The organism is Brevibacterium siliguriense (genome assembly GCF_900105315.1).
In the GTDB taxonomy this organism is placed as follows: domain Bacteria; phylum Actinomycetota; class Actinomycetes; order Actinomycetales; family Brevibacteriaceae; genus Brevibacterium; species Brevibacterium siliguriense.
In genome coordinates this window covers 1,400,271-1,426,136 of the sequence record NZ_LT629766.1, presented here as the reverse complement: position 1 = coordinate 1,426,136, position 25,866 = coordinate 1,400,271, and the positions used below count along the sequence as shown (strand labels likewise).

General features: G+C 65.4%; 24 protein-coding genes and 1 pseudogene. 13 read left to right on the top strand and 12 right to left on the bottom strand.

Features of this window, described 5'->3' with window-relative positions; all coding sequences use genetic code 11:
• Window positions 1–30 precede the first annotated feature (30 nt).
• The 3 genes and pseudogenes from BLU88_RS06240 to BLU88_RS06230 all read left to right on the top strand — a co-directional run.
• Window positions 31–342 (top strand): annotated as a pseudogene (locus BLU88_RS06240) (Ku protein); the annotation flags it as partial.
• Window positions 343–453: 111 nt separating this feature from the next.
• Window positions 454–870 carry a ChaB family protein gene (locus BLU88_RS06235; RefSeq protein WP_092011351.1) on the top strand — a complete coding sequence of 139 codons (417 nt, stop codon included), beginning with the start codon at window positions 454–456 and terminating at the stop codon, window positions 868–870.
• A gap of 50 nt (window positions 871–920) precedes the next feature.
• A complete protein-coding gene (locus BLU88_RS06230; protein WP_092011348.1) occupies window positions 921–1,814 on the top strand; it encodes an SDR family oxidoreductase in 894 nt (297 codons plus the stop codon).
• A 548-nt stretch (window positions 1,815–2,362) separates the two neighbouring features.
• Here BLU88_RS06230 and BLU88_RS06225 read toward each other — a convergent pair.
• The 6 genes from BLU88_RS06225 to BLU88_RS06200 form a co-directional block, all read right to left on the bottom strand.
• Window positions 2,363–2,749: a hypothetical protein gene (locus BLU88_RS06225; protein WP_092011345.1), complete on the bottom strand. Its 387-nt coding sequence runs from the start codon at window positions 2,747–2,749 to the stop codon at window positions 2,363–2,365.
• A gap of 142 nt (window positions 2,750–2,891) precedes the next feature.
• A complete protein-coding gene (locus BLU88_RS06220) occupies window positions 2,892–4,481 on the bottom strand; it encodes a zinc-binding metallopeptidase family protein (protein WP_092011342.1) in 1,590 nt (529 codons plus the stop codon).
• On the bottom strand, window positions 4,468–5,307 hold the full coding sequence (locus tag BLU88_RS06215; protein WP_231939715.1) for a C-terminal binding protein: 840 nt from the start codon (window positions 5,305–5,307) through the stop codon (window positions 4,468–4,470). Before BLU88_RS06215 ends, BLU88_RS06220 begins: the two co-directional genes overlap by 14 nt.
• 169 nt (window positions 5,308–5,476) lie before the next feature.
• Complete coding sequence (locus tag BLU88_RS06210; RefSeq protein WP_092011339.1) at window positions 5,477–7,132, bottom strand: thiamine pyrophosphate-binding protein; 1,656 nt, start codon at window positions 7,130–7,132, stop codon at window positions 5,477–5,479.
• Window positions 7,133–7,135: 3 nt separating this feature from the next.
• Window positions 7,136–8,839 carry an amidohydrolase gene (locus tag BLU88_RS06205; protein WP_092011336.1) on the bottom strand — a complete coding sequence of 568 codons (1,704 nt, stop codon included), beginning with the start codon at window positions 8,837–8,839 and terminating at the stop codon, window positions 7,136–7,138.
• The gene (locus tag BLU88_RS06200) at window positions 8,839–10,179 is read right to left on the bottom strand and encodes an MFS transporter (RefSeq protein ID WP_092011333.1); all 1,341 of its coding nucleotides are present in this window, start codon (window positions 10,177–10,179) and stop codon (window positions 8,839–8,841) included. The genes BLU88_RS06205 and BLU88_RS06200 overlap by 1 nt, the downstream gene beginning before the upstream one ends.
• A gap of 206 nt (window positions 10,180–10,385) precedes the next feature.
• Here BLU88_RS06200 and BLU88_RS06195 point away from each other — a divergent pair, with 206 nt between their 5' ends.
• Window positions 10,386–11,375 carry an Lrp/AsnC family transcriptional regulator gene (locus tag BLU88_RS06195; protein ID WP_231939638.1) on the top strand — a complete coding sequence of 330 codons (990 nt, stop codon included), beginning with the start codon at window positions 10,386–10,388 and terminating at the stop codon, window positions 11,373–11,375.
• A 56-nt stretch (window positions 11,376–11,431) separates the two neighbouring features.
• On the opposite strand, the gene BLU88_RS06190 is transcribed toward BLU88_RS06195, so the two are convergent.
• From BLU88_RS06190 to BLU88_RS06180, 3 genes are read right to left on the bottom strand one after another with little or no spacing between them, the layout of a single operon-like run.
• Window positions 11,432–12,415 (bottom strand): M56 family metallopeptidase, encoded by a 984-nt coding sequence (locus BLU88_RS06190; protein ID WP_092011330.1) that lies wholly within the window; start codon window positions 12,413–12,415, stop codon window positions 11,432–11,434.
• Window positions 12,412–12,801, bottom strand: coding sequence for a BlaI/MecI/CopY family transcriptional regulator (locus tag BLU88_RS06185; protein WP_092011328.1), 390 nt, complete (start codon window positions 12,799–12,801; stop codon window positions 12,412–12,414). The genes BLU88_RS06190 and BLU88_RS06185 overlap by 4 nt, the downstream gene beginning before the upstream one ends.
• Window positions 12,798–13,358, bottom strand: a complete 561-nt coding sequence (locus tag BLU88_RS06180; protein WP_092011325.1) for a hypothetical protein — start codon at window positions 13,356–13,358, stop codon at window positions 12,798–12,800. The genes BLU88_RS06185 and BLU88_RS06180 overlap by 4 nt, the downstream gene beginning before the upstream one ends.
• A gap of 126 nt (window positions 13,359–13,484) precedes the next feature.
• Between BLU88_RS06180 and BLU88_RS06175 the strand changes: the two genes are divergently transcribed.
• The 5 genes from BLU88_RS06175 to BLU88_RS06155 all read left to right on the top strand — a co-directional run bounded on the left by BLU88_RS06175 (window position 13,485) and on the right by BLU88_RS06155 (window position 18,394).
• A complete protein-coding gene (locus BLU88_RS06175) occupies window positions 13,485–14,204 on the top strand; it encodes a DsbA family protein (protein WP_197678200.1) in 720 nt (239 codons plus the stop codon).
• A gap of 3 nt (window positions 14,205–14,207) precedes the next feature.
• Window positions 14,208–15,416 carry a hypothetical protein gene (locus BLU88_RS06170; protein ID WP_092011322.1) on the top strand — a complete coding sequence of 403 codons (1,209 nt, stop codon included), beginning with the start codon at window positions 14,208–14,210 and terminating at the stop codon, window positions 15,414–15,416.
• A 99-nt stretch (window positions 15,417–15,515) separates the two neighbouring features.
• On the top strand, window positions 15,516–16,262 hold the full coding sequence (locus tag BLU88_RS06165) for a DsbA family protein (RefSeq protein ID WP_092011320.1): 747 nt from the start codon (window positions 15,516–15,518) through the stop codon (window positions 16,260–16,262).
• A complete protein-coding gene (locus tag BLU88_RS06160) occupies window positions 16,262–17,233 on the top strand; it encodes a cytochrome c biogenesis CcdA family protein (protein WP_092011317.1) in 972 nt (323 codons plus the stop codon). Before BLU88_RS06165 ends, BLU88_RS06160 begins: the two co-directional genes overlap by 1 nt.
• A gap of 3 nt (window positions 17,234–17,236) precedes the next feature.
• Window positions 17,237–18,394: a hypothetical protein gene (locus tag BLU88_RS06155; protein WP_092011314.1), complete on the top strand. Its 1,158-nt coding sequence runs from the start codon at window positions 17,237–17,239 to the stop codon at window positions 18,392–18,394.
• Window positions 18,395–18,488: 94 nt separating this feature from the next.
• Here BLU88_RS06155 and BLU88_RS06150 read toward each other — a convergent pair whose 3' ends face one another.
• On the bottom strand, window positions 18,489–19,271 hold the full coding sequence (locus BLU88_RS06150; protein WP_092011312.1) for an IclR family transcriptional regulator: 783 nt from the start codon (window positions 19,269–19,271) through the stop codon (window positions 18,489–18,491).
• A 122-nt stretch (window positions 19,272–19,393) separates the two neighbouring features.
• Between BLU88_RS06150 and BLU88_RS06145 the strand changes: the two genes are divergently transcribed.
• The 4 genes from BLU88_RS06145 to BLU88_RS06130 are packed head-to-tail and all read left to right on the top strand — an operon-like array spanning window position 19,394 to window position 24,126.
• Entirely contained in the window at window positions 19,394–19,963 is a 570-nt protein-coding gene (locus tag BLU88_RS06145; protein WP_331712463.1) for a thioesterase family protein, read from the top strand.
• A 40-nt stretch (window positions 19,964–20,003) separates the two neighbouring features.
• On the top strand, window positions 20,004–21,164 hold the full coding sequence (locus BLU88_RS06140) for an acyl-CoA dehydrogenase family protein (RefSeq protein ID WP_092011307.1): 1,161 nt from the start codon (window positions 20,004–20,006) through the stop codon (window positions 21,162–21,164).
• The gene (locus tag BLU88_RS06135) at window positions 21,164–23,344 is read left to right on the top strand and encodes an acetate--CoA ligase family protein (protein WP_092011304.1); all 2,181 of its coding nucleotides are present in this window, start codon (window positions 21,164–21,166) and stop codon (window positions 23,342–23,344) included. The genes BLU88_RS06140 and BLU88_RS06135 overlap by 1 nt, the downstream gene beginning before the upstream one ends.
• Before the next feature lie 8 nt (window positions 23,345–23,352).
• Window positions 23,353–24,126, top strand: coding sequence for an enoyl-CoA hydratase-related protein (locus BLU88_RS06130; protein WP_231939636.1), 774 nt, complete (start codon window positions 23,353–23,355; stop codon window positions 24,124–24,126).
• 33 nt (window positions 24,127–24,159) lie between these two features.
• Here BLU88_RS06130 and BLU88_RS06125 read toward each other — a convergent pair whose 3' ends face one another.
• Together BLU88_RS06125 and BLU88_RS06120 are read right to left on the bottom strand one after the other, a co-directional pair.
• Entirely contained in the window at window positions 24,160–25,452 is a 1,293-nt protein-coding gene (locus tag BLU88_RS06125; protein WP_092011299.1) for an MFS transporter, read from the bottom strand.
• Between the two features lie 134 nt (window positions 25,453–25,586).
• Window positions 25,587–25,820 (bottom strand): hypothetical protein, encoded by a 234-nt coding sequence (locus BLU88_RS06120; protein ID WP_092011296.1) that lies wholly within the window; start codon window positions 25,818–25,820, stop codon window positions 25,587–25,589.
• Window positions 25,821–25,866: the final 46 nt, after the last annotated feature.

The following is a 25,866-nucleotide window of genomic DNA, read 5'->3' as shown; positions in this document are numbered from 1 at the left end:
AGTGCCCGAATCCTGCGTTTCAATGGGGGCATGAGAGCTATCTGGACCGGATCCATCGCCTTCGGCCTCGTGAATGTGCCCGTGAAGCTGTACTCGGCCACGGAGAACCACGACGTCAGGATGCACCAGGTCCAGGTGAAGGACGGAGGGCGGATCCGCAATCAGCATCGCTGCGAGGAATGCGGTCAGACCGTCGACTACGACGACATCGACGTCCTCCAATTCGTGCCCAGCGACGAAATCGACCCCATCATGCTCGAGAAGTCCTACTTCCTCGAGCCGACGTCGAAGACTCCGAAGGCCTACCTCTTGCTGCGTCAGACGCTCGAGAAGACAGAGCGGACGAAGAAGCGCACCGGCTGAGGCGGCGACGAGAGTGGCCGTCCTCCGACCTGAACACAAGCCGACCCCAATGCAGCTGACGACGCTGACACGATAGGAGCTGTTCACACCATGCCGAAGACGACGAAGACGGGAAAGCCGAAGGACGGCGAACTGCCCTCGACCTTGGAGAAGTCGAGCCAGAAAGCCCAACGAACCTTCGCAAAGGCCTACGACTCGGCCTTCGACCACTACGGGGATGAGAAGCGAGCTCATCAGGTCGCCTACGACGCCCTCAAACACAGTTTCGAGAAGGTCGGCGACAGATGGGTGGCGAAAGATTCGCCTGGACCCTCGGACGCGCAGAGCTCAGGCGGGAAGAACACCAATCGCGCAACGGCCGGCGGAGTCGATGCGAACGCGTCGAAGGAGCACCTCTACGCGCAGGCGAAATCGCTGAACATCTCTGGAAGGTCGACGATGACGAAGAAGGAACTTGTCGATGCACTGGAGAAAGAGAGCAAGCGGAAGACGAAACAGAATTCCTGAGACCGGCCTGATTGCCGCCCAGGTGCCTCCTATGTGCAAGGAAGAAGACGATGATCGACCAACTGACCTTCCAGGACCCCGCCACTCGATATCCTGACATCACACCTCCGAAGCAGGACCAGCCGGAACCGGGACTCGACGCCGATCTCATTCCCGGCACAGATCGCGGTGAGGACAGCTACACCGGCACAGGCAGGCTCCGCGGGCGCAGGGCGCTCATCACCGGCTCGGACTCGGGAATCGGATCCGCCGTCGCGATCGCCTTCGCCCGAGAGGGTGCCGATGTCGCCCTGGCGTATCTGCCCGCCGAGGAGGAGGACGCCCAACACGTCTGCGAGGTCATCCGCCGTGCCGGTCGCAAGGCCGTACCTCTGCCCGGAGACCTGTCCGATCCTGACTACTGCCGGGAGGTCGTCCGCCAGGCGGCCGAAGAGCTGGGCGGACTAGACGCCTTGGTCAACAACGCCGGGCGGCAGATCGCCGTCGAAGACATCGCCGACCTCACGGATGAGCAGTGGGAAGACACTTTCCGGACGAACATCCACGCGATGTTCAGGGTCTCCCAGTCCGCGCTCGAGCATCTCGAGCCCGGGTCGACGATCGTCAACAGCACCTCCGTACAGGCATATTCGCCTTCCGCCCGCCTCATCGACTATGCGTCGACGAAAGCGGCAATCAACAATTTCACCAAGGGACTGGCCACTCAACTCGCACCGAGGGGAATCCGAGTGAACTCTGTGGCCCCGGGACCGATCTGGACTCCGTTGCAGGTCTCCGACGGCCAGCCGAAGGACGCCCTGCCGCACTTCGGGAAGAACACTCCGCTCGGAAGGGCGGGGCAGCCGACGGAGCTGGCTCCCGCCTACGTCTTCCTCACCTCGTCGGAGTCGAGCTACGTCATCGGTGAGACCCTCAACGTCAATGGCGGCCAACCGAGTCCCTGAACGAACCGGCGCGAACGCGTGACCACAGGAGATACATGGAGGCGCGCTCACTCAGCCGTTTCAGTCAGATCGCTCAGCCTTGCTCACCGTGCCGTAGACGCCGGAACAACGTCTTCAGCGCCCACGCTATGGTGCCGGAGATCATGGAGCACCGCTTGCGGTGCTGCCAGACACGCGGGCCCCGCAATTGCGATGAGAGGCAGGCCGAGCCGGTGCCGCTGTCTGGTGGGGCCGAGTCGGGTCGACGTGGAAGAGAACCGCTCGTCCGCAGAGTTCTGTTGATGAGGCATGGTGGGTGTCCTGTTTCATGAGGACAATCGCATGTCCTCGCCGTCGTTGACACTCTCCACGTTAGGAACCGGCGCACGGATCCGCATCGGCCCCGAAGCGACACTCGAGTCGCTTCTCGTCAGCCCTGCCTACATCGGGAAGCGACTCAGGCAGGCACGCTGCCCAGCATGCTGGCGATGAGCCCGAGCACCGCCAAGGCCGCCACGACGAACACGATCACACGTTTGCGCATGCTCGGATTCTACCGGTTCCGTCTGTCACCACGGGTTGGCCTCCTGCCAGCGGGTGAACCAAAAGCGGTCGCCCTGATAGTGCGACTTCTCCGGCCGACACCCCTTGAGGTCCGAATGCTCCCCCAGCCACGCCCGCACCAGGGGACGCACCTCGTCCATCCGCCCGACCCAGTCGTCGAGAGGCAGCAGCAGAACCGCCTCGTCGACGGAGGTCAGGCGGCACGAGTAGTTCGGCAGACCCTCGGTGATCTGAGAATGCGTGTAGCTGATCTGATCGCAGCCGGTGGTGAGATAGAAGCGGATGAACTCACCACAGACATAGGAACACAGAGTTTTGAAGTTTCGGTAGCGGATCATCCACGCCGGAGGCTGGTACTCGCTGTCCTGCACCGCGCCGTCATATTCGCACATGCATTCTATTGTGCATTTCTTTTGTGCCAACACACAATGGCCACACTCCGGGCACCGAAGAGAGAACTGAAGCCTTCCTCAGTGACCGGACATCAACAACGCCGCTGCCTACAGATGACCGGCGAGTCCAACGGCACTACCGTCACTGAGAGCCGTTCCATCTGTAGTCAGGCCAGGGCAGGTCAACAGGTGCCGCGAAGTCGTCGGGCAGCAGGGGCGGCATCGGCTCGGCCCCGACCCGCCGGTCGAATTCCGATTTCGCGTCGGACAGCAGCTTGGGCCGCTGCAGCAGGTCGAGGAACGTTCCCGCAATCGTCTTTCCGGCAGTCTCGATCGTCGGTGTGATCGTCGAGGGGATACCGCCGAGGGCGTTCATCGCCCACGGCGGATACGGGCGACCATCGCCGCTGGGAGCAAGTGTCGGCCGGGCGATGTAGAAGCGCACCAGCGGAGCGTAATGCGACATCTCGACGTAGTCGTCGCTGGTCCAGTTCCTCTGCCACGCCGGCATCTGCTCACGCAGGATGCGTTCGGCTTCCTGCGGTTCGATGAGCTCTTCGGTGGCGGCCAGGAACGGCTTCTCCATCGGCTCGACTCCGAGAGCGGTCTGTATCGCCTGCCCCGTCTCCACGGCCTCCGGCCCGTATTCGGGCGGTCCGATCTGTTCAAGGTTGGAATAGAGCACCTCGGCGAGCACATGGTTCGCCCGGCCGGGCCGGCTTCGGGCCACCCATCGTTCTTCGACCTCGCAGTGGGCGATGGAGGCGGCGGCCGCGGCATTGCGGTCGAGGACGGCGAGGACGTGCTCGGCCATCTCGACATCGGGGGTTCGCCATGAATACTGCAGCCTGGCCACCCGCTGCGGCAGGTTGTCGGCGGTGGCCTGCCCCTCGGTGAGGATGGCGTCGGAGAAGCTCCACCCGCCGGTGGCCGGCAGCATCGAGTCGAGCATCATCCGACTGGACGTGTACATCTGCGACAGCGCCACATTGGCTCCCGGTGCCCGGGCGGCGGAGTGCGAGGCGGGGATCGGCGAGTTCGGGTCGGCGCTCGAGAGCTGCCAGGTCTCCGGGTGGTCGCAGACGAAGCTGTACACCTTGGAATAGTAGGCACCGCAGTGGGTGTCCCAACGGGCGGTGTTGCAAAGCGGCAGCATGTAGAAGGGATGGAAGGACACGATCGCGTCCGCATCGTCGTAGTAGCCGCGCAGTCCGTGGACGACCTTCGAGCCGTGCATCTTCTCCGCCGGCTCACCCGTGTACTTCAGCCGCCCGCCGAGGTTGTGCACCTCCATCGCATGCTTCGTGGCCAACAGGCCGGCGAGGGTCGAGAGCCCCAGCGCCGAGTGCGGGTCGGTGTGTCCTGGGGCGAAGCGGCTGAGTCCGGCTCGCGGCTGCTCATGCGTCGTCGCGGCCTGACTGTTTCCGGGCACTGCATCGTATTCGGCGTAGGTCAGCAGCGTCGGCCCCTCGCCATTGGACCACTCGGCGCAGAACGCGGTGGGCATCCCGGCCGAGCCGTCCTCGACGATGAAGCCGGATTCGCGCAGCCTCTTCACATACCAGGCTTGGGACCGGTATTCGCGCCAGGCCGGTTCGGCAAGCTCCCAGATGTGGGTGTGCCACTCGGCCAGCTCATCGAGGTGGGCGTCGATCCATTCCCTGGCGGTCGTCTTGGCGTCGCCGGGGAGGGCGTCTTCGGGAAACGGGGTCGAGTCATCAGGAGAGGTCATGCGTGCCTTCGGGTCGGTCTGCAGGAGTGTTCACGGGCGAATCCGGGCGTCCGGTCTCGAACAGGGTGATGGCATTCTGCGCCTGGATGCGCACGTACTCGACCGCGGTGCGATCGGAGTAGTAGGCGATGTGCGGAGTGAGCAGGACTTCATCTCGCCCCAGCAGCGGGTGGTCCGGAGTCGGCGGTTCCACGTCGAGGACGTCGAGGCAGGCCCCTGCGAGTCGGCCGGAGTCGAGTGCGCTCGCTAAGTCAGCGTGATCGATGACGCCTCCGCGGGAGACGTTGACGATCAGCGATCCCTCGGCCATTCTGGCGAGGAACTCCGCGTCGACCATGTTCTCCGTGTCGTCGGTCAGCGGCAGATGCAGCGAGAGCACATCGGCGCTCACGCGCACTTCGTCGAGGTCGACTCGTCGCACACCCAGTGCGTCGAGATCGGCGCGAACTTCCTCGGTGTCTGGCAGGTACGGATCGGAGCCGATGACGGATCCGAACAGCGCCGAGGACTGTCGCGCGAGCTCCCGTCCGATGCGGCCGAGACCGATGATGCCCAGAGTCAGCTCGCTCACTCGCCGGGGGGCGAGCGCCGACCGTGCGTTCCAGTCGGTGGGGTTCGCCGAGGCGGTGTAGAAGGGAAGGCGGCGCAGGTGGGCGAGCACGGTCGTCAGAGCATGGGTGGCGACTTCCTCGGTGGCGGCTCCGGGGACGTTCGTCACCCAGATTCCGTGTTCACTCGCAGCTTCAATGTCGACACTGTCCGTCCCCATGGACATAAGAGAGATGATTCTCAGCTCAGGCAGCGCCTCGATGACTTCTCGAGTGATCGGCGAGTAGCCCGGCAGAAGCGCCTGCGCCCCTTCGGCCCCGCGATGATCTTGTGAGAGTCGCGTGTTCGAAGCACTCGAGTTTCGAAACCAGCATTCTCAAGCATCGTGATAGCAGGTCTGATGTCGGTGTCGTCGACGTCGGTGAAAACTGCGATCGGGTGATCTGTCATTTGTTCTCCTCAGACGTGTATTCGGTGGGGTCGAGGTGGATGAGTTGGAGTCCACCCATGGAGAGAGCAGTGTCAACGGCGGCGGCTAATTCGACGGTCGAGTTCACATGTCTGCCGTTGCCTCCGAACGCCTGCGCGAGGGCTGGCCAGTCCGGTTGGACGAGGTCGACTCCGATGGGCGCGATGCTGATATCGGCTTCATTGGCTCGGATCTCTCCATAGCCGCCATTGTCCAGAACGATGACGGTGACATCTTCGTCCTGTTCGACGACGGTGATGAATTCCTGCACGGAGAACATCAGCGCACCGTCGCCGATGACGACGAAGCTCGGACGGTGTGGGGCACCGATGCGCGCACCCAAAGCTGCTGGCAGCCCATAGCCCAGTGTTGCGAAGGTGCCCATGTACGGCGTCGAATTTGCCCTCACGACCTTGAGCGTATTCAACAGTCCTCCATAGGCGATCTGCGAGGAATCGGTGGCGACGATCGCGTCGGCGGGCAATGCGGAGGCGATATCGGCAGAGATTGCGGTATTGACCGGTGAGAGTTCTGCACATTCGTTCTGTGCCGCCGCCAGCAGCTCAACTACCAATTCCTCGACGTCAGAATTCGGAGATTCTACGAGTGTTGGTGCCGCTCCGATTGACTCGACGATCGCGGTGACTACCGCATTAGCATCACCGACGAGACCGAGATCGGCAGTCTGGTTCTTGTCGATCTGCGTGTCGAGGATATCGATCCGGATGACTGTGCCCTGCGCATCGAGACGATCGACCCAGAGTTCGGCATCGCCGAGCTTCGCTCCGATGACGAGCAGCACGTCCGCGTTCCTGGCATGCTCGCGGACGCTGTTCAGCCGCAGGTTCGACCCCAGCGACAGCGGGTGATGCTCATCGAGGACGCCCTTGCCGTTGAGGCTCGTGACCACGGGGGCAGCCAACTGTTCGGCAAGCTTCCGGATCGGGCCCGCGGCACCGCGTGCACCGCCGCCGGCGAGGATCACCGGCCTGTGGGCGGCGCTCAGGAGTTTCGCCGCCTCGGCGATGCTCTGCTCCGGCGGCAGGGGCACGGGGTCGGCGGTGCGGGCCGTGACGAGGTGCTCGTCGAGGTCGGTGACCTCGACGAGCAGGTCGAGCGGGATCTCGATGTAGACCGGGCGCGGCCGCGAGGAGGAGAAGAGCGCGAAGGCGTCGTGGACGGCGGTCACCGCCTCGGCGGCGGTGCTCACCCGGCGTCCCCATTCGACGATCGCCGAGGCGGCCGCGAGCTGGTCCTTCGTCTCATGCAGGGTGCCCGCGTCGGCGAACTCCGCACCCCTGGCCGGGCCCGGGGCGAGGATGATCATGGGCCGGGACTCGCAGAAGGCGGTCCCGGCCGCCGAGAGTGCGTTGAGCAGCCCGGGCCCGCTGGTGGTGAGCACGACTCCCGGCAGCCCTGTCTGCAGCGACCACCCGTCTGCGGCATATCCGGCGCCCTGTTCGTGTCGGGCCGTGACGGCACGGATTCCCAGCGCCTCGAGCGGACGGTAGAACTCGAGGTTGTGGGTTCCGGGGATCCCGAAGACCGTGTCGACACCAAAGGAGCGCAGCGCCTCCATGACCACCCACCCTGTGGTTCTGCGCTTCTCCGTCTTCGTCAGCTGTTCGTGCATGGCTCAGACCTCTTCCATCGGACGATGATGATCACTGGAGGTGGGGCCTTCGGCGAAGTGACGGCTGATGCCGTCGACCCAGGTCTCACGGACCCTGATGCCGGCGATCTCTGCCGGGTCGACAGCCAGTGGGTCGGCGTCGAGGACGACGAAGTCCGCACGTTTGCCGACACTCAGCGAGCCGAACTCGTTGTCTCGACCCAGCGAAGTCGCTCCTTCCAGGGTGTGGGCTTTCAGCGCCTCGGCGGCGGTGATCCGCAGGCTGTCGGGTCCGAGCTTGGCGCCGCGCCGCGTCACCCGGGTCACCGCAGCCTGGATCGCTTCGAGCGGTCGCGGTTCGGCGACGGGGGCATCGGAGGAGATGGTGGAGGGGACACCCGCGGCGAGGAATTCGCCGAGAGGGTTGAACCGCTCTCCCGGGGTGCCGATGGCCTGTTCGACGCCTTCGCCCCAGTTGAAGTAGTGCTGTGTCTGGTTGACCGGCCGGATGCCGAGCTCCGCCATCCGCGCGATGTCTGCCTCGGTCGGCAGTCCGCAGTGCTCGATCCGGTGACGGGCATCGGCATCCGGCCGCTCTTCCAGGGCCTTTTCAACGGCGTCGACGACCATGGCGATGGCGGTCGGGGACTGAGCATGCGTGGCCGTCTGCAGTCCATTCGCATGGGCTCGGGAGAGCAGTTCGGTGTATTCCCTCGGGTCGTGGTAGAGCTGGCCGGTGCGGCAGGGATCGCCCACATAGCCTTCGGGGAAGTAGGCGGTCCAGCCGCCCAGGGTGCCGTCAGCATAGAGTTTGATCCCAGCCGCAGAGAGGAAGGCATTGCCGAAGGGACCGGTCAGGCCGAGGTCGATGACCTGGTCGAGGAGGTGGGAGAGGAAGTACATAGACACCCGCATGTCCAGCGCTCCCCGGTCGACCATCGTCAGGTAGGCGGCGAATTCGCGCTTCGACACCTGCGCATCGCCGAGGGCGGTGACGCCGCCCGCCAGGAATTCTCGCTGGACGAGGTCGAGCTGGTGCTGGTGCTCGGCCGCCTCGTCGCCGAGGTGGAAGTTCGGTCCGTGATGGCCGATCTTGACTCCGTGGAGTCCGGTGAGGACATTGCAGGCGGCATCGGAGAGTTCGCCGGTGAGCTTACCGTCGGCGTCGCGGAAGAATTCTCCGCCTTCGGGATTCGGCGTCTCCTTCGTGATGCCGAACTTCTCGAAGGTGAAGGAGTTGACCACTCCCCCGTGTCCGGAAGAGTTCATGATGTAGACTTCGCGGTCAGTGGCGATCTCGTCGAGCTCCTCCTTGCGCGGGTGTCTCCGCTCAGCGAGGTTGCGCTGCTCGTAGCCGTACCCGCGGATGGGTGTTCCTGCGGGCAACCTCTTCGCGCCCTCGCGCATGAGTTCGACGATCTCCGGGATCGTGCCTGCCTTCTCCGGGGAGACGTCGATCCAGGTGAGCATCTGCCCGTACATCAGCGGGTGGGCGTGGGCGTCGACGAAGCCGGGCACGATCGTGGCCCCGGGCCGGTCGATGCGCACAGGGTCGGTCCCGGATGCGGCCGCCTCCACCTCGGCACGGGAGCCGATGGCCCTGATCATTCCCCCGGCGATGAACATCGCCTCTGCGCCCGGATTCGCGTCATCGACGGTGTGGATGTGATCGGCGGTGACGATCGTCGGCTGCGAATCGCGGTCGTCGAAGGTGGCTAGTCTGCGCATCAGTGATCTCCTAGGGGTTGGTGGGTCGAATCGGTGGTCGGTGCTGCCGCGTCGACGGCATCCCGGTGCTGTGGGGCGAAGGCCGTGCCGAGCCAGGCGACGACCGAGAGCAGTCCGAAGAAGGCGACGACCGACCAGATGCTGCCCGTCCAGGCCATGAGGCCGCTGGCGATCGCCGGCGAGAGTCCGCCCCAGATGGCAGCGCCGAGACCGTAGGACAGAGACATCGAGGTGTAGCGGGCCTGCGGGCGGAACATGTGGGCCATGAGGGCCGAGAGCGGAGCCCAGGCACCCGAGAGCGTCAGTCGGATGACGGAGACGAGGACGAACATCACGGCGACGTCTCCTGCCTCGATGGAGAGGATGAGCGGGATCATGGTGGCGAAGGACAATCCGATGCCGAGGTACATGAGCATCTTGCCTCCCCACTTGTCGCCGAGCGCCGCCAACGGCAGGGTGACGACCGCCTCGACGAAGGAGGCAACGGTCATGGCCGCCAGGACGGTGTCGGCTCCGATGGCGACATCTGGGCCGGTGGCATAGTTCTGGATGAAGGTCGTGGCGATGACGTAGCCGCCCGAGGACATGGCGATGATTCCCATCCCCATGAGGATGGGCAGCCAATTGAACTTGAGCGCGTAGAGGATCGGTGTCGAATCCTTCTCTCGCGTGGCTTCCTGCTCGAATACCGGTGTCTCCTCGATGCGCAGTCGCACCCAGATGCCGACGCCGATGAGGATGACGGAGAACAGGAATGGGATCCTCCATCCCCAGGTCATGAGCACATCGTCACCGGCCGCGGCCAGGGCCCAGAAGGCCGCTGAGGACAGCAGGGCGCCGAGCGGATTTCCCAGTTGGGTGAACCCGCCGTAGAAGGTCTTCCACTTCTCGGGCGCGGATTCGACCGACATGAGGCTCGCTCCGCCCCACTCGCCTCCCACGGCCAGCCCCTGGAACATCCGGAGAACGATGAGGAGGACGGGGCCGAGCATGCCGGCTGTGGCGTAGTCGGGCAGACAGCCGACGAGGACAGTGGCCACACCCATGATGAGCAGGGTGATCGTCAGCGCGGGCTTGCGACCGAGACGGTCGCCGACGTGGCCGAAGATGATTCCGCCCAGAGGACGCATGAAGAAGGCCACGGCGTAGGTGCCGAAGGAGGCGAGAGTTCCCAGCGATCTGTCGACCTCGGGGAAGAACACCTGGGGGAAGACGATGGCCGCGGCGGTGGCGTAGACGTAGAAGTCGTACCATTCGACGGTGGTGCCGACGGCGGCCGCGAAGCCCGATTTCAATGCTTTGCGATGTGTCTTGGCCTGGCCCGGGTGCGTGGAAGGCATGCGGAGCTCCCTTGCTCGAATGTGATTCGCAGGCATGTTGTGTGCCTTCGCCGAATATAGGTGCTTTTGCATATGTTCGACAGGGATGCGACCGACCCAGGGGTCCATTTGCCCGCGCTTCTGACGATGGAATTCGACATTTCGCTCATTTCCTCTGTTCAAGACGGACCGCAACCGAATTTCTGCGAGATAGAATCGACCGAATCATGGTTTCGGAATTGTTCCGAGCCGCCGCGGACGACCGAGGGAGATTCCTGCCGATGACGACTCCGGAGGGCGCTGATGCTCAGCGGGACTTCGGTGACCTCGATGCTGCTCTCGTGCGAGCGCTGCAGTCCGACGGTCGCGCAAGCATCCTCGATCTTGCCCGCATGCTCGGAATCTCACGTGATCTCGCCTCACAGCGGGTGCGTCGCCTCATCGACGAAGAGGGTGTCAAAGTCGTGGCGGCGGTGGATCCCGGATTCGCCGGCCACGAGGTGCTCGTCCATGCGATGCTCGACGTCGAGGGGGCAGCGGCATCGATCGCACACCGGATCGCCGACTACTCCGACGCTGTGCTGGTCTCACTGGTCAGCGGCATGCGCCCGATCGTCGTCGAGTTCCGACACGGCGATCTCGGAGAACTCGACGAGATGCTCGCCGCCGTGCGCGCGATCCCCGGTGTTCGCTCGATCCGTTTGACCACTTATGTCGAGGTGCTCAAAGGCTTCTTCGTCTCAAACGCGCGCAAGGACGTCTCTCCGGATCCAATCGACATCGCCATCATCGCGATGCTCCAGCGCGATGGTCGCACGAGCTTCAAGACTCTGTCCGAGGAGGTCCATCTGTCTCCCTCGTCGGTCAGAGAGCGGGTGGCGAAGCTCCTCGACGCAGGTGTCATCCGCATCTCGGCGATCCGACCCGGCGGAATCTCACGCAGCCGGTTCTCCATCGGTCTGGGGATCTCGGCCCGTGGTGACCTCGACGCAATCCGAGAGCTCATCCTGGCCACACCGGCCATCGACTTCGCCGCTCGCACCCACGGCAGCTTCGACTTCATCGCCACCGTCCACGGCCATGTCTCCGGCGAAGTGCTCGCCGCCGTCGAGTCACTGCGCAGCCTGGCCGAGGTCGCTTCCCTCGATTCGTGGACCCACCTCGACCTCGTCAAAGAGGGGTATGCCCGCAGCGTCGGCCAGGAGCTGCAACTGTGAGAGTGCGGAAGGAAAACAGAATCCTGCTTGTCCGCGCCCCCATGGCTTCCGAACCGTCAAGGCAGGGTGCAGCCGGTGAGCAGAACGCCGATGTAGGTGGCGATGACCGAGGAGAAGAGGACACAGAAGGCGGTCAGCGCACTGCTCAGAGCCGCAGTCGGCAGCAGCCCCGGTGACATCCTGACGGGCGCGACGAGCTGCCGGACCCGGTCAGGCCCGGCGATATTCAGCGCATACGAACCGCCGAGGTGACTACCCTCCCCCACATGTGGCCCGATCTTGAGCAGAGCGCCGGCCAGCGCGGGAGTCCCTGCGACCTTCCGCGCACGATCATCGGCCGCGATCTCGAGGTAGAGCGGGACCGAGGCAGCAACCTCGGCGAAGAGCGGAATGAACCGCAGCGGCCGCACGAAGGTCTCCACCAGGGCCATGATCCCGTGATGACCCTGGTCGACATGGGCCCTCTCGTGCTCGAGCACTGCCGTCAGCTCACTGGGCTCCAGCGCCGAACACAGATTCTCAGACACCACCACTCCCCCGTACCTGCGCGGCAGGGAGAAGGCCAGATGTCGGTGGCCGCTGATCATCCTGACGGTCCGCCCGGCCAGTTCGACGTCTACGGCTTCCTGGCCGAGGATTCGAGCCGTCGCAACGTTCTCACGGTGCCGCCGTCTGGCCAGCAGCCCACCGCGGATGAGGAATCCGACGGTGACGAGCAGAGGCAGGAGGAGGAAGAGCACAACGGGGATGAGCGTGTCGATCTGAGCACCGCCGAACGGGCTCGCCGCGATAAGACAGCGCTGACACACATCACCGATGCGCACCGGCAGCACATCGGGGCCTTTGAGCAGCCAAGCCGCCATGAGGCTGAGCGCGGTCACCACAGCCCAGGACAGCAGCGGCAGGGACAGGAGAGCGAACACCGCCACGCGCGGCACACGCATGAGAACCGGCGCGGCAGAGCGAACGAGGGCGGGACCGGCCCAAGCGAGGACGAAGGCGAGCGCGGCGACGCATGCACCGCCGATCAGCAGGCTCATTCGGCGGCATCTTTCGAGTCGAGATAGTTGCGCAGCAGCCGGACGTCGGCGGCATCGATGCCCTCAACGAAGTGGAGGATCGAGGCAGCACGGTCTCCGCCGTCGATCAGCGCCGCCTGCATCGTCCGCGCCGTGTGCTGCTCGCGGCTGACGAGCGGAGCATGGAGGACCGAGCGACCACGACGCTCGCGGCTGACGAGCCCTTTGCGCTCGAGGTTCGTCAGCACGGTGGCGATGGTCGTGTACGCGGGTTCGGTCTGCGAGAGTTCGATGATCTGGCGAACCGTGAGCGGCTCATGGTCCCACAGCAGGCCCATCACCTGTTTCTCGAGGGCACCGAGGCGAATCGGCGCGGAGGCCCGACCCCGATCGTCATCGTGAGTCATGAGCGGACGCTCCTTTCGGGCGAGGGAAGTGGGCACGAGTATTGGCCCTTGAGGCGGATGATCACCGCCACCAGCAGGAGGACGACCGAAGCGGCAGCTAGGATCGGCTGGAGCGGTGCGAAGTAGGTCAAGGCGCCAGTGTAGCCCAGGGCGAGCAGCGCGATCTTGTTGCACACCGGGCATCCGACGGCGAACCATCCGAGCACTCCGCCCACGCCGCCGAGGACACCCGACCGCGGCTCGGAGCCGGAATCCGGACCACTCGACCGACCATCAGGCGCGGAATCGCGACCGCCCGCTTCCGCCTCGGAGGCAGATTCAGGAGTGCGCACATAGGTGGCGATGAGCATTCCGAGCAGCACCGCGGTGAGGATCCACACCGGGTAGTCCCACCATACAGGCGGGATATCGCGAGCGAAGAGGGAGTTGGGAATAAGCACCGTCGCGAGGCCGATGACCACAGCGGACCCTGCCGCTGCGGCCGCTGCCGAAGCGATGCGCCTGCGGTCCCAGAGCAGGAGGCCCCGGAAAGCGTCCTTGACAGCACTGACGAACATGAGGGCCCTCCTCCGATGCGGCAACCGATACGAGTCTACTATGCACATTAGTATACTATGAGTCATAGTAAATAGATCGACGCCGACTCGACCACACCCCAACGACTTCACCCTAAGGAGGCTTTTGTGCTTCGCACCGAACGCGGCCCCATGTTCTGGCTCGTCCCTCTGACCGTCATCATCCTCGCGACCGTGATCATCGGAATCGTCATCGCCAACCAAGGCGGGTCGGATGCCGACGCCCAAGAAGAGAGTTCGAGTTCGCAGAACGGTTCTGCCGAAGACGACGTCGACCTGTCCTTCGTCGAGCACAGAGATCCTGCGGAGACGAATGCGGTCGGGGACGTCGACGCTCCGGTCACCCTCGTCATGTACTCCGACTACCAGTGCCCCTACTGCGCAGCATGGAACGAGGACACCCTGCCGGCAATGATGGACTACGTCGACTCCGGCGATCTGCGCATCGAGATGCGCGATCTCGCCGTCTTCGGCGAGGAGTCCGAGCGGGCCGCACGTGCCGTCTTCGCCGCAGGCGAGCAGGATGAGTACTGGGACTATCACAACGCCCTGTTCGAAGGCGGCGAACACCGCCCGAAGTCTCAGCTCGACGATGACTCGCTCGTCAGCCTCGGCGAGGACCTCGGCCTCGACCCGCTGCAGTTCAAACAGGATATGAATTCGACGGAAGCCCACGACCAGTTCGAGACCGTCGCCGCCGAGGGACAGTCGATCGGCGTTTCGAGCACCCCGGCCTTCATCATCGGAGGCAAACCGCTGCTCGGAGCACAGCCCACCCAGCAGTTCACCGACGCAGTCGATGAGGCGCTTGCCCGAGCCGAGAGCTGAGACATGAACCGCCCCGCGGCATTCGCCATGATCCTGCCCGCCTGCCTGCTCACCCTGGGCTCGCTGTCCGCATGCTCGGCCCTCGACGCGAACGGCGAATCGACAGAGCCCCGGCCGGTGCACTCGTCGGCCGAGACACTCGATCCGGACGAGATCAACGGTTCAGGGACTGCCGGCGCCGGGGAGCGCAGCACCGGAGTCGTCGATCCCGGCTGGGACGCAGCCGCCCAGGAGGCCGAAGGCGTTTTCCTATCACTGCACGAGGCCGAGACGGACCTCGAGTTCCGTGCCGTCGATTCAGACGGCACGATCCTGTGGTCGGCCCAGCGTCCGCGTGTGTGTTCCGGGTTCCTCGTCACCGCCTCCGCAGACGGACCGGTGGCCGTACTCATGGACCAGCAGTCCGGACCGAGAGGCTCACTGGCGACGACAGCTTCAGGATTCGATCTCCACACCGGCGAGAAGCTCTGGGGTCCCGTCGAGGTGCCCGGACCTCTGCTCGGCAGCGGGCTCGTCTTCGCCGGCCCGCCGAAGGACTTCATCGGCCCCGGCGGCCCCCGCACCGCCCTCGATCCCGCAAACGGAGGCGTACTGGCCGTCGAGGACGGCGACTCCCCGCGGATCCTCGCGCTCCTCGAGCGCCACCTCGTTCTCGCTGACGGTGAGGAGCTCATCGGCGAAGATCTCGAGGGTCGACGACTGTGGACTCGCCCTGTCGCGGACCTCGGACTCACGGCCGCTGAGGCTCGCGAGACCCCCTGGCAGACCATCGGAGGCTCCCACGCACTCATCGGCAGCGGCGGCGGGCAGCGCACGCTGATCGACTTGCGCTCGGGAGACACCGTCGCCCGCGATATCGACGGCGCCGGCTTCGACTCACACAGCCGCACACTGGTGACCAGCGACTCGAAGCTGCACGGCTTCGACCTCGACGGAACGAAGCGTTGGGATGCACCGTTGGACGGAGGTGACGGGCTCTCCGCCGTCGGAGCCGGACTCGTCGTCACCGAATCGAGCACCAGGGATGCGGACGACGATGGCACCCAGACACGGTCGGCCGACGACGGGAAGCTCATCGATTCCGACGAGGAGCTGCCCGAGCACGAAGACTTCGGCGCGCCGCACCACATCGCCGACTCCGGCGCCCGGCTCGTCGGCGATCCCGGAAGCCCCCTGCTCGTCCCGCCCGTGAACCGAACAGCGAAGAAATGACCGGCCGTCGACACCGGCGAAAGCCGATCCGCGGCTTTCGGCCCACGAGATCGATGATCTATAGTTTACTAAGCATCTTAGTAATTCAGGAGTGAGAACATGGCCAGACATGCGGCCCCGCGCCCGCAATACCGCTGGTGGATCCCCGCCACGGTAGGCGTCATCGCCGTGGCGCTCGTGCTCATGATCGTCGTGATCGACCGCAGCGGCGAAGACGAGTCGACGCCCACGGCCGGTGGTGCAAGCTCCGAAACCGAGGTCGTCGTCACCGAGGTCGCCGACCCCGAGCAGTCCGATCTCGGCGATGTCGACTCCGGTGAAGAATCGGATCCGATGTCCGACGGTCCCGTCGACGCACCGGTCAAGCTCGTCGTCTTCTCCGACTACCAGTGTCCCTACTGCGCCGCCTGGTCGCAGGACACGCTGCCGAAGATGCTCGACTACGTCGACTCCGGTGATCTGCGCATCGAGTGGCGTGAGGTCAATGTGTTCGGCTCCGCATCCGAGCAGGCCGCGAAGGCCGCCTATGCCGCGGCCCTGCAGGACAAACACTGGGAATTCCACAATGCGATGTTCGCCGGCGGCAAGCCCCGCTCCCCCGATGAACTCACCCCCGAAGCTCTGACCACCACAGCCGAAGAGATCGGCCTCGACACCGACGAATTCACCGCGGACATGAACTCCCAGAAGACCGCCGAGGCGGTCGCGGACAATGCCGCCATGGGCACCGACCTCGGTGCGTTCTCCACCCCGACGTTCATCCTCGATGGGCAGCCGTACGTCGGCGCTCAGCCCACGGATGTCTTCGTCGATGCCGTCGAGACGGCGAAGAAAGGACAGAACTGATGGATATCAGCCTGATCAGCGCCTTCATCGGGGGCATCCTCGCCCTGCTCAGCCCCTGCGCCGCACTCCTGCTGCCGGCCTTCTTCGGCTCCACCGTCGGGGCGGGCTCGCGCCTGATCCTCCACGGCCTCATCTTCTATGTGGGCATGCTGGTCGTGCTCATCCCCTTAGGGATGGGCGCCGGCACTCTCGGGGCCCTGTTCACCTCCCACCGCGGCGCGATCGTCCTCGTCGCCTCGGTGATCCTCATCGTCTTAGGCATCGTCCAATTCTTCGGCTTCGGCTTCGACCCGGCCAAGATGCTGCCGGGAGCCGATGCCGCCCGGCAGCGCTCCGCGCAGGCGACCGGGTGGACGAAGACCTTCCTCCTCGGCGCCACGAGCGGGATCGCCGGTGTCTGTGCCGGGCCCATCCTCGGCGCTGTGCTCACCCTGGCCGCAACCAAGGGCAGCTCCGTCCTCGGCGGCATCATGCTCGCCGTCTATGGGGCAGGGATGGTCGTGCCGCTGTTCGTCATCGCGGCCCTGTGGACCCGCGTGGGCACCCGGACCCGAACGATTCTCCGCGGGGGTTCGGTCACCTTCTTCGGTCTCAGACTGCCCATCATGTCGATGGTCACCGGTGTCCTGATGATCGTTGTGGGCATCGTGTTCTGGACGACGAACGGCCTCGTCTCGGCACCGTCGCTGGTGCCGACGACCGCTCTGGCCCATGCTCAGGAATGGGTGAGTTCGTGGTCGTCGACGACGACCGACATCATCGTCGTCTGCGTGCTGGCGGTACTCGCGATCGCTCTGTGGTTCCGCCATGAGCGTCGCCGCGCCCGGCGAGCCGCTGCCGCGGATCAGGGCGCGGCCTCCGATCAGGGCATCGCAGCTTCCGGTCAGGGTGGCTTGGCATCCGGTCAGGGTGGCACCGCCTCCGCCGAGGAGTCGTCGAAGCCGTCACAGTCACCGGGAACGAAGCACTGAACCATGCGCGCCCGCAGACACTTCACATACCTTGCCGGAGCGCTCATCGGAGCCTTCGTCCTCGCAGGCTGTTCCCAGGCCCCGGATGACTTCGACCGAACGCCCGAGCAGGTCACCACCGACCTCGATGCCGTCGACGCCTCCGATCTGCAGCTGCCGCTGATCATCGAGCCCCTCGAACTCGTCGAGCCCGGATGGGACCTGCCGCCCAAGCACCTCGGCGAAGCATTCCTCTCTGCGAGCATCGACGACGAGACCCTCCAGTTCTCCGCCGTCGACATCCACGGCTCCGCGCTGTGGCAGGCAGAACGGCCGAGCGGATGCACCGGATTCACCGTGAGCGTCGATGCCGACGGCGCACCCCTGGCCGTGCTCACCGATTCCGATTCGTCGACCGACTGCAACGAGGACGTCACTGCGAGCGCCTACAGCCTGGAAACCGGCGAGCAGAAATGGGGCCCCGTCGACGTGCCCGGTCCGATGCGCGGACCGGGCACCGTCTTCGCCGCCGAGGATGACGATCCCACCGAGGCTCTCGCTCTCGATCCGGCCACCGGCGAGGTGGCACAGGGCGGGTCCTCGGACGTGCGCCCCCTCGGCGAGTATCGGGGCACAGTGCTGAGCGTCGACGGTGAGAAGATGCGTGCCACCGGTGAGCAGTCATGGGAGCTGTCGCTGCCGGACAACGGCTGGAACGCCGATGAGCTGCGTGCCGTCCCCGAGGCGGACCCGGGAGCGGACGTCATCGCCCTCGACGCCGGAGACGGAATCGGCCCGGTGCTCGACCTGGAGACCGGCGAGCTGCTCGATGACGATGCCCGCGGGGTCGCCCAAGATGCGAACACCGGGGCCATCGTCACGCTCGGCAAGCAGGGGCTGACGGTCATCGACGACACGGGCAAGAACGAACTTCCGGTGTCGGTGCCGCAGTCGGTCGAGCTCGAGGCGGCCGTCGGGGGTCTGATCTATCTGCGCGAGGGTGGCACATTGCGCGTCCACAATGCCGCGACCGGCAGCCTTGCCCGCGGCTATCCGGCCGACGGTTCAGGTGTGGTCGCGGTGCCGGGAGCGTTCACCCCCGAGGGCCTGGGCATAGTGCAGGCAGGAGATCGGATGCTGCTGGCCACCGACCGCGTCGCCGAGGGCTCCGAACAGTCCTGAGGCACGATCGGACGGATTCGCCTGAGGAGCCCGACAGGACCAGCCGGGGTTCCCCGAGAAGCCTCGCCCCGCTCATGCGCAAGGCGAGCTGTTCTCAGTCGCCCGCTCCGCCGACGGCTTCTCGGACCGCCGCGGTGACGAGCGCACCGAGTTCCGAGAATCTCTCGTCGGGGATCCTCTCCTGCGGCCCCCAGATGCTGATGACCCCGATGGGGTTGCGACGGGGCGCACAGATCGCAGCCGAGACACCGCACACACCATGTTCCAGCTCTCCGGCAGCGACGCTGTAGCCCACTGTACGGATCTCAGCGAGGTCGGCTTCGAGCTCATCCATCCGCGTGTGCGTGGACTCGGTATGACCGGTGAGAGGCGCGGCGAGCACTGCGCGTGTATCGCTCTCGGGAAGCCATGCCAGCATCGCCTTGCCGGCCGAGGTCGCATGCAATGAGACCCTGCGCCCTATCCAACGCACGGTCATCAGGCTAGGCGGGACGACCTCATCGACATACATCAGGCCGAGCTCACGAGGGACTGCCAGGCTGGCGGTCTCCCCCGTCTCCTCGCACAGACGCTTGAGAATCGGATGGCAGCGATTGATGAGATGGTCGACGCCTGCACTGCGGGCCAGCCGGTTGACTGCGAATCCGATCGTGTAGCGACTGGAGTATGGATCCTTCTCCACATAGTGGCGATCCTCCAGCGTAGCCAGCAGCCTCCAGGCGGTCGCCCGATTGATACCGCAGGCGTCGGCCGCCTCGGCCAGGGTCGACCCCTGCTCCGGACCATCGGCAATGGATTCCATGAGACCGATCGCTCTTTCCACGGACTGGATCCGGCTGCTGGACGGCGAGCTCTCGGCACCTGACTTCTCGGACATTGGCACTCCCTTGCTTGAACGCGCGGTGCGCGCCTCTGCACCGTATCAGGGCCTGCCCCTGCCTCGGGTGTATTGACAAGATATGCGCCTCTTTTGCATAATGCGTACAGTAATTGCAGTATATGCGAGGGAGCGAATGCATCATGCCCGAAGACGAGGCGAGGATCAGAACCCCATTCGAGGGCACAAGACGGATGGAGTGGCAAGAGAGCGGCGAGCTTCCCGCACCTCTCGTGCTCTATCGCTCAGAAGTTCCCCAAGCGTGGGTCGACTACAACGACCATATGAGCGAATCGAGCTACCTCCTGGCGTTCGGCCACAGCGCCGATGCGTTCTTCCGTTTCGTGGGGATCGATGAGGACTACCGTGCGGCCGGGCACTCCCTCTTCACTGTCGAGACCCATATCCACAACATCTCGCAGGCGCGCAAAGGCGATTCGTTCGAGCTGGCACTGGCCGTGCTCGACGTCGACGCCAAGCGAGTGCACATTATGCACATGATGCGCAATGTCAACACTGACGAGATCGTCGCCGCGGGTGAGCAGCTGCTCGTTCACGTCGACACTGAGATCGGCCGCTCCGCAACGATGGGCGATCAGCTCTTCGAGCGCATCAGCCAGCTGCAACAGGCCCATGCCGGCCTCGAACGTCCCGCCTTCATCGGCCGCCCACTCGGCATCCGCCGCCGCTGAGCCGACACCGTCCCACACACCAATCCAGGAGAATCGCACAATGGACTTCTCACTCGACATCGAACAGCAGGCAGTGGCCGACACCGTCCGGCAATTCGTCGAACGTGAACTCATGCCCTACGAGGATGAGGTCGAGCGCCTCGACGAACTGCCCGAGGGCCTGGCCGACCAGATCCGCGAGCGAGCCCTCAACGCCGGTCTCTACGCGGCGAACATGCCCGAGGACATCGGCGGCGGCGGCCTCGATCCCATCAGTCTGACCTTGGCCGAGCGCGAGTTCGGCAAGACGAGCTTCGCACTGCAGATGCTCGTCGCCCGTCCGAGCAACATCCTCGAAGCCTGCGAGGGAGAGCAGCGCGAGAGGTACCTGCTGCCCACCGTCCGCGGCGAACGCCACGACTGCCTGGCGATGACCGAACCCGGTGCCGGTTCCGACGTGCGCTCGATGACCACCCGAGCCGTTCGCGACGGCGACGACTACGTCATCAACGGCACCAAGCACTTCATCAGCCACGCCGATGCCGCCGACTTCGTCGTACTCTTCGCCGCTACCGGCGTCGAAGAGACACCGCGCGGGCCCCGTAATCTCATCACGGCGTTCCTCGTCGACAAGGGCACGCCCGGCTTCGAGGTCACCCGCGGTTCGGCGAGCGTGTCCCACCGCGGCTACCATCAGTGCGAGCTGTCCTTCGTCGACTGCCGGGTCCCGGCCTCCCAGCGCCTCGGCGAAGAGGGACGCGGCTTCGACCTCATGGATGAGTGGCTCGGCGCCAGCCGTCTGAGCGTGGCCGCCACCAGCGTCGGCCGCAGTCGTCGCGTCCTCGACATGGCCACCAAGTGGGCGGCCGAACGCGAGCAGTTCGGCCAGACCATCGGACGTTTCCAGGGCGTCGGGTTCAAACTCGCGGACATGGCCACCGACCTCGAGGCCGCAGAACTGCTGACGCTGCAGGCCGCCAGCCGCCTGCAGAACGGTCGTATGAGCAACCGGGACGCGGCTATGGCCAAACTCTTCGCCTCCGAAGCCCTCGGCCGGATCACCGATGACGCGGTGCAGATCTTCGGCGGGATGGGACTGATGAGCGAACTGCCCATCGAACGCTTCTGGCGCGATGCCCGTGTCGAGCGGATCTGGGACGGCACCAGTGAGATCCAGCGTCACATCATCTCCCGCTCGCTGCTGCGGCCGCTGGGAGCATAATGTTCGACCATCGCAGACTTCGGCGCTGCCTCAAGCCCGCAAGCATCGCAGTCATCGGGGGAACGACGGCCGCCAAAGCGATCGAGCAGACCCGTGGGATCGGGTTCGACGGCCCCGTCTGGGCGGTCAATCCCGGCCGGAACACCCTGGCCGGAGTGCCCTGCTACCCATCGATCTCAGATCTGCCGGCAACCCCCGATGCCGCTCTCGTCGCAGTGCCCGCCGAGGCATCTCCCGCAGTCGTGCGGGAGCTCGCCGCCGCCGGTGTCGGAGGTGCGATCTGCCACGCCTCGGGATTCGCCGAGGACAATGCGGCGGGAGCAGAACTGCAGGACGAGCTCGTCGCGGCCGCCGGTGATATGCCGCTCATCGGACCCAACTGCATCGGCATCATCGACTACCTCGACGGGGCGGCCCTGTGGCCCGACGAAAACGGCGGCCGTCGGGTAGAATCCGGCGTCGCAGTGATCACGCAGAGCGGAAACATCGCCCAGAACATCAGCATGCAGCGTCGGGGCATGCCCTTGGCGTTCCTGGCCACGCTGGGCAACAGCGCGGCCATGTCCGGGGCGGATCTCGCCTCGGGCCTGCTCGACGACTCGCGCATCACCGCCATCGGCCTCCACCTCGAGGCGCTCGGCGACGTGTACGCGCTCGAGGCCCTGGCCGCCAAGGCCCGGGAGGCCAATGTCCCGATCGTGGCCCTGAAATCCGGAACCTCGGCTCTGGGCGAGCAGGCCAACCTCAGCCACACGAACTCCTTCGGCAGCCCCGAAGTCCTCGTCGATGCTCTCTTCACCCGTTTGGGCATCGGTCGAGCACACGATCTGCCGACGTTCGTCGAAACGCTGTCGCTGCTGCACGTCCACGGCGCCCTGAGGGCGCCGACAGTGACCTCGGCCAGCTGTTCGGGAGGCGAGGCCGCCCTGCTGGCCGATGCGGCAGAGGCCGCCGGTGTCGAGATGCCTGAGCTGCCGGCGGCAGCTGCGGCCGGGCTGCGCGAGGCCTTGGGACCGCGCATCCATGTGCGCAATCCACTGGACTATCAGACCTACATCTGGGGCGATGTTCCTGCCCAGCAGAAATGCTTTTCGCAGCTGCTCACCGCCGGAAGCCAGCTGCACCTACTGGCTCTCGACATCCCTCGTCACGACCGGGCTGACCGCAGCATCTGGATGGGCACCCTCGAAGCCTTCGTCGGAGCCCATGCCGAGCAACCCGCTCCGGCCGGTGTCGTCACCTCGATGTCGGAGAACCTGCCCGAGGACGTCGCCATCGACCTCATCGGCCGTGGGATCGTACCGCTGCACGGAGTGCGCGAGGCTATGGCGGCCATCCGCATCGCCGCCGACATATCGGCGGCCCGGGCCGTACCGCCACTGCCTCTGGCGCCGACCGCCGACCGTTCGGGCCAGACAACCCGGGCCGGAGATCTGGTACTCGCCGATGAAGACAGTGCGAAGACAACACTGTCGGCACACAAGTTGTCGGTGCCGGTCGGTCATGTGGTGTCCACCCCGCTCGAGGCCGCAGCGGCCGCCGGGCAGCTGGGCTTCCCCGTGGTTGCGAAGGTCATCGAACCGGTCATGGCGCACAAATCCGACCGTGGAGGAGTGCGTATCGGGCTGATGAGCGAAGACGAGGTCATCGAGGCCGTCGATGCCCTGGAATCCGTCGGCACGCGGTTTCTCATCGAACAGATGGTCTCAGACGGGGTCGCCGAACTCGTCGTGGGCCTGCGCACGGATCCCACTTTCGGATCGATCCTCACGCTCGGGGTCGGAGGCACCCTCGTCGAGGTCGTCCGCGACTTCGCCACCCTCCTGCTGCCGGTCCGCCGCGAGGATATCCTCAGGGCGCTGCGTTCACTCAAGCTGTGGCCGGTGCTCGACGGTGCTCGCGGCCGAGCACGCGCCGATGTCGGTGCCGCAGTCGAGGCGATCACCGCGATCGTCGACTGGGCCATGGCCGACGGCACGGTCACCGAGCTCGAAGTCAACCCGCTCATCCTGCGACGGGCCCCGAGCTCGGGCGAGACCGCTGTCGAATGCGACCAAATGATCGGTCATGAGCTCGAAGCCGTCGAAATCCGGCAGGGGGCAGTGGCGGTCGATGTGCTTCTGCGCTGCGCCGCTGAGTCATTGACGAGATCGAATACACCCATGAAAGGACTGAAATGACAGCACCAGTGACAGTTGAAACAATCGGCACAACGGCTCTGATCACCCTCGATCGGCCGAAGGCCAACGCAGTGGACGTTCCGACCAGCCTGGCCCTCTACGCGGCGTTCTCCGAGTTCGAGGCCGATCCGCAGCTGCGGGTGGCAGTGCTCACCGGTGGCGGAACGCGTTTTTTCAGCGCTGGCTGGGATCTCAAGGCCGCGGCCGAAGGTGAGGCCGTCGATGCCGATCACGGCCCCGGCGGCTTCGCCGGACTCACCGAGTACTTCACCCGGACGAAGCCGATCATCGCCGCCGTCAACGGCCTGGCCTTCGGTGGGGGTTTCGAACTCGCCCTGGCTGCCGACCTCATCGTCGCGTCCTCGGAAGCGGAGTTCGCGCTGACCGAAGTGCAGCTGGGCATGATCGCCGACTCCGGTGGGGTGCTGCGTCTGCCCAAGCTCCTGCCCATGGCCGTGGCGTTGGAGATGCTCATGACCGGACGTCGGATGGGCGCGGCGGAAGCCGAACGGTGGGGCCTGACGAATCGGACGGTCGAACCCTCCGAGGTCGTCAGCAGCGCACTCGAACTCGCGGAGGACGTCGGCAACGGAGCACCTCTGGCGCTGCAGGCGATCAGAGAAGTGGTCTCGGCCACCCAGACGCTCGACGTGGAGGAGGGCTTCGCCCTCATGCGTTCGGGCCGACTAGACCGCTACCAGAAGATGCTGAGCTCGGCCGATTCCCGCGAAGGGTCGCAGGCCTTCGCAGAGAAGCGCGAGCCTGTCTGGCAGGGTCGCTGAACCCCTATGTTGAGTCCCAGGGGTGGTCGCTGTTCAGTGCCTACGGTGAACCGCGTGGATGAGAATGAGCGCGAGGATCATGCACAGCACATAGGTGATGCCGACGGTGATCCAGCCGAGGACGAACCCGCCGGGTGAGCCCACGATGATGCCCATGAGCAGCGGGCCCAAGGCGAAGCCGAAGAACATTCCGGCCGTGACCATGCCGCTGGCCGAGACCATCGAGGATGCGGGGATCGCTCGCATGAGTGCTGCCATGAGCACGACCGAGACGCCGAGCGCGGAGATGCCGTGGAAGGCCACTGCCACCCAGACGAGCAGACTCCACCCGGCTGCGTCGGCAACGAGGAACAACACCGCTCCGGCCAGGGCGATGAGAGCGAGGACCAATAGCAGGCGGGGGCCCGAAGCGCCCTTGGCCATGCGTCTGGCCCAGGTGACGCGGGCGATGACGCTGATGACGCCGGCCAGTGCGGCCGCGGCGCCGCCGAGGACGAGGCTGAAGCCCATCTCGCGCACGGCGAAGAGCGGTATGTACACGTTCGTCGCCTGCACGCCGATGCCGTTGATGAGCCCGAACAGCGCCAATGCCCACACCATGCCGGGGTGCCTGGCCGGACGGGTGGATGCAAGTTCAGGGTCGGGGTGAGACGCCTCGGCGGCGGTGTCGGCTGAGGTGTCAGGGTTGGGGTCGGCTGCCTTGGCAGCGGTGTCGACTGGGGATTTCGGAGCCGTCAGCAGCGGGGTGGTGCGCAGGGAAGACCAGGTCATCGCAAGCAGGATGAGCGGGATGATCGCGACAGTCAGTGCGGCGCCGCGCCACCCGATACCGAGCGCCAGAACAGGGAAGGCGAGACTGGCGACGAGCTGGCTGACCTGGACTCCGGACTGTTTGATGCCGACCCAGCTGATGCGCTTGGAGTCGGGAACACGCTCGAGGAGGATCCGGTTGGTCACACCGTTGGGAAACGATTGGGCGATTCCGGACAGCGCGGCGGCCAGAAGCAGCATCCCGAAACCGTCAGGCACGGCCACCAGCAGGAGTGCCAGCGCGGAGAGGACGAAGATGAACGCCATGAGCGAGAGATCGGAATGTCGATCGGCGAGGCGGCCCAGGGTGGCGTTGCCGATCGCGGCGGCACCGAAACAAGTGGTGGCGAGCAGGCCGAAGCGGGCTTCGGAGATGCCGAGCTCGGCAATGATCGAATCGCTCGTAGCACTGAGGCCGTAGAGCATGATCGGCCCAGCGGCGACGGCGCCGAGGAGGACGGTGAGCAGTCCGATGCCAGCGGGATTCTGGTCCGGTGTCCGGCCGTGGTCGGCCATCGCTCACCTCCTGTCGACGGCATGCTTCAACTCAGCATGCTAGCCGGAGGTCGACGGCGGGTGTGGAGGTGTCTCAGGCGCGGAGTGACTGCGGTGACACGGCACTGCGAGGGGCAGAACGAGGCGGGTCGTGTTCACCCTTTCGACCGGCGCACCACAGCCCGGTAAGCCAATGCGATGTCGATGGCGAGGATTCCGGCACCGCCGACGAGAACGGCGAGCGCCACCGCCACCGGGTGCGGTTCATTCCATGCCAGCAGTCCACACAGCACGGAGGCGAAGATGACGATGAGGGCTCCGGTGCGGAGCCGCCTGATCAGGCTGGCCTTCTCAGCCGAGTTCTCAACGGCCTGCAGTGTGTAGGTCATCGTCACTCCATCTCGTCGTCGGTATCGCCGCAAGCTGCGGTCGGAA